The 3028-nt window shown below is 28.8% G+C and carries 3 protein-coding genes and 1 tRNA gene; 1 reads left to right on the top strand and 3 read right to left on the bottom strand.

What is annotated here, in order from left to right:
• Nucleotides 1-63 precede the first annotated feature (63 nt).
• The 3 genes from U9R42_07105 to glmM all read right to left on the bottom strand — a co-directional run bounded on the left by U9R42_07105 (nucleotide 64) and on the right by glmM (nucleotide 2303).
• Nucleotides 64-145: transfer RNA gene (locus U9R42_07105), tRNA-Leu, on the bottom strand.
• Nucleotides 146-492: 347 nt separating this feature from the next.
• Nucleotides 493-810 carry a hypothetical protein gene (locus U9R42_07110; GenBank protein ID MEA3495788.1) on the bottom strand — a complete coding sequence of 106 codons (318 nt, stop codon included), beginning with the start codon at nucleotides 808-810 and terminating at the stop codon, nucleotides 493-495.
• 113 nt (nucleotides 811-923) lie between these two features.
• Nucleotides 924-2303 (bottom strand): phosphoglucosamine mutase, encoded by a 1380-nt coding sequence (gene glmM / locus U9R42_07115; GenBank protein ID MEA3495789.1) that lies wholly within the window; start codon nucleotides 2301-2303, stop codon nucleotides 924-926.
• A gap of 134 nt (nucleotides 2304-2437) precedes the next feature.
• On the opposite strand from glmM, the gene U9R42_07120 reads away from it, so the two are divergent.
• The gene (locus U9R42_07120; protein ID MEA3495790.1) at nucleotides 2438-3004 is read left to right on the top strand and encodes a phosphatase PAP2 family protein; all 567 of its coding nucleotides are present in this window, start codon (nucleotides 2438-2440) and stop codon (nucleotides 3002-3004) included.
• Nucleotides 3005-3028: the final 24 nt, after the last annotated feature.

The raw sequence follows: 3028 nt of genomic DNA on the forward strand, positions 1-3028 counted from the left end.
TCTTTGTTTAAAGTAATATCCACAATAATTATTATTTTTGATTTGTATAAAGTTTTAAAAGAGTACGGATGGGGGGACTTGAACCCCCACGTCTCTCAACACTAGATCCTAAATCTAGCACGTCTACCAATTCCGCCACATCCGCAAAAAGGTGCAAATTTAATGATATTTTTGTAAAAAATGAAAAACTAAAGAAATAAAAATTTTAATTGATTAGCAATTAGTTATAGGAAAATGCTTCGTTATGAAAAAATATTTTTTTAAGGATTACTTAGTGGCACTAAGAAAACTTTGTATTACTCATTATACTTGGGCTTTGAATTAATAATGGATGTGAATGTAAAAGTCATTCAATTGTCATTTAGCCAATCTGTCATTGCGTTTTGTAACTTAATGACAATCAAATGACTACTTTATGACATTAGATTCAAGCGACAGAACACACATAATATTCTAACAGTCAAAAATATACGTTTTTCTTAGAGACACTAACTATATGCACTTAATAATTGATTTTAGAGAAGCCCTTGTAATTAATTTTGAATAGTTTAGTTCATTTTGTTTCTTTTGTTCTCTCATTGTAAAAAAATGATTGTCAAACCTATCTTCAATTTCAATTTTTAAGTCTTTGAATGTCGAGCTTACACAAGTTGATAGTTTTGTATTATCTTTATCAATGTTAATACTTTTGATTAAAACAAGTGTTTCTTCCAAAAGTTTAACATAATCTTTAGCAGTTTCATCACTGTAATTCTTGATGTTTTTTATCTCATTACTAATTTCTTTTAATTTTTCCTTTTTATCTTGCATGTTTTTTAAGTTTAACAGATTGAACTTATAGAATTAATGATTTTATTCTTTTGTTTTTTAAAATCCTTTTAATTTATCAAAAGTAGATAAAAAAAATGAAATTTCTATTTTTTTTAAAAAAGTTTTTCAATTTCTTTGATTATTTTTTTTGCAAGTTCAATTGATTTTGCTTCTGATGTGCTTTCAGCGTAAACTCGTATTATTGGTTCTGTATTTGATTTCCTTAAATGAACCCATTCGTTATCAAATTCGATTTTTACACCGTCAATTGTATTTATTTTTTGGTTTTTGAACTTTTCTTTTACTTTTTCCAGTAATTCATTAACATCAATTTTGTCGGTAAGTTGGATTTTATTTTTTGAAATATAATATTCAGGATATGATGAGCGTAACTCTGAAATATTTTTTCCTGTTTTTGATAAAAAAGTCAGGAATAATGCAACACCAACAAGTGAGTCTCTTCCGTAATGAATTGCAGGATAAATAATTCCTCCGTTTCCTTCTCCACCTATCACAGCATTTGTTTCTTTCATCATTTTTACAACATTTACTTCTCCTACTGCCGAAGCATTGTAGCTACATCCATGTTTTTCAGTAATATCTCTTAATGCTTTTGTTGATGAAAGGTTTGAAACCGTATTCCCTTTTGTGTTTTGAAGTATGTAATCGGCAACTGAAACTAGTGTGTATTCTTCACCAAAAACTTCTCCGTCATTTTTTACAAAAGCAAGTCTGTCAACATCAGGGTCAACTGTTATTCCAAGGTCGGCATTGCTACTTTTTACTTTGGCTGATAATTCAGTAAGATTTTCAGGAAGAGGTTCCGGATTATGGGGGAATTCTCCGTTTGGTGTGCAGTAAAGTTCAATAATATTTTCCACACCCAAAGCTTTTAATAATTTAGGAATTACTGTTCCTCCTGTTGAGTTCACCGCATCAACAACAATTTTGAAATTTGCTTTTTTTATTGCTTCAACATCAACAAGTTCGAGGTCAAGAACTTTTTGGATATGGATGTCATAGTAGTTATTCTTTGTAGAATATTTTCCTAGTTCATCAACTTCAGCATAATTATAGTTTTTTTCTTCTGAGTTTTTAAGAATTTCTTTTCCTTCTGCATCATTTAAAAATTCACCTTTTTCATTCAATAATTTCAAGGCATTCCATTGTTTAGGATTGTGGCTTGCTGTAATAATTATTCCACCATCGGCATTTTCTTCGGTAACAGCAATTTCTACGGTTGGAGTAGTTGACAAGCCAATATCAATAACATTAATACCCATTGCCATTAATGTTCCCGAAACAATATTATTTACCATTTTACCCGATATTCGTGCATCTCTGCCGATAACTACAGTTTTATTATTTTTATTGTTTTTTATCAAAGCTCCATAAGCTGCTGTAAAACGTACAATGTCATCGGGGGTTAAGCTTGTTCCTAAATCACCGCCAATTGTACCTCTGATTCCTGAAATTGAAGAAATTAGTGTCATAAATTTTATTTTATTTTATTTGCAAAATTAAAGTATTTAAATTGAAACAAAAGTATGAAAGTGAAATTTTAGATTTAAACAAAATATTACCTTTGTAGCTTTTTAAAACGACAGGGGAAATAAATTTTCATTTAATGCTAGAACATATATTAGAATTTGATTTTAAGCTATTTCAACTAATAAATATTTATTGGACAAACAGTGTTTTTGATTCTGTACTTCCATTTTTAAGAAATAAATATTTTTGGACACCATTTTATATATTTTTATTTTCTTATTTTATTATTAATTTTAAGAAAAAAGGACTTTTATTAATTCTGATAATAATTTTATTGATATTTGTTTCCGACCAGCTAAGTAGTCATGTTATAAAACCTTTTGTAGGTCGTTTGCGACCTTGCAATGAAATTCTAATTAAAGATTACGTAAGGTTATTAGCAAATTGTAGTTCTGGTTTTAGTTTTCCTTCATCGCATGCAACCAATCATTTTGCACTTGCATTTTTTCTAATAGTTTTATTTAACAAAAGATATAAGTGGGTATTTCCCGTTTTATTCTTTTGGGCTTTTGCTATTTCATATTCGCAAGTGTATGTAGGAGTTCACTATCCACTTGATATTTTAACAGGAGGTTTTTTAGGAACAATTATCGGAATTACTTTCGGGATGATACCCAAAAATCATTTGAATTTAGAAATTTAACTGCCAAACAAAAAAAATTAGTAA

The organism is Bacteroidota bacterium (assembly GCA_034723125.1).
Taxonomy (GTDB): Bacteria; Bacteroidota; Bacteroidia; order CAILMK01; family JAAYUY01; genus JAYEOP01.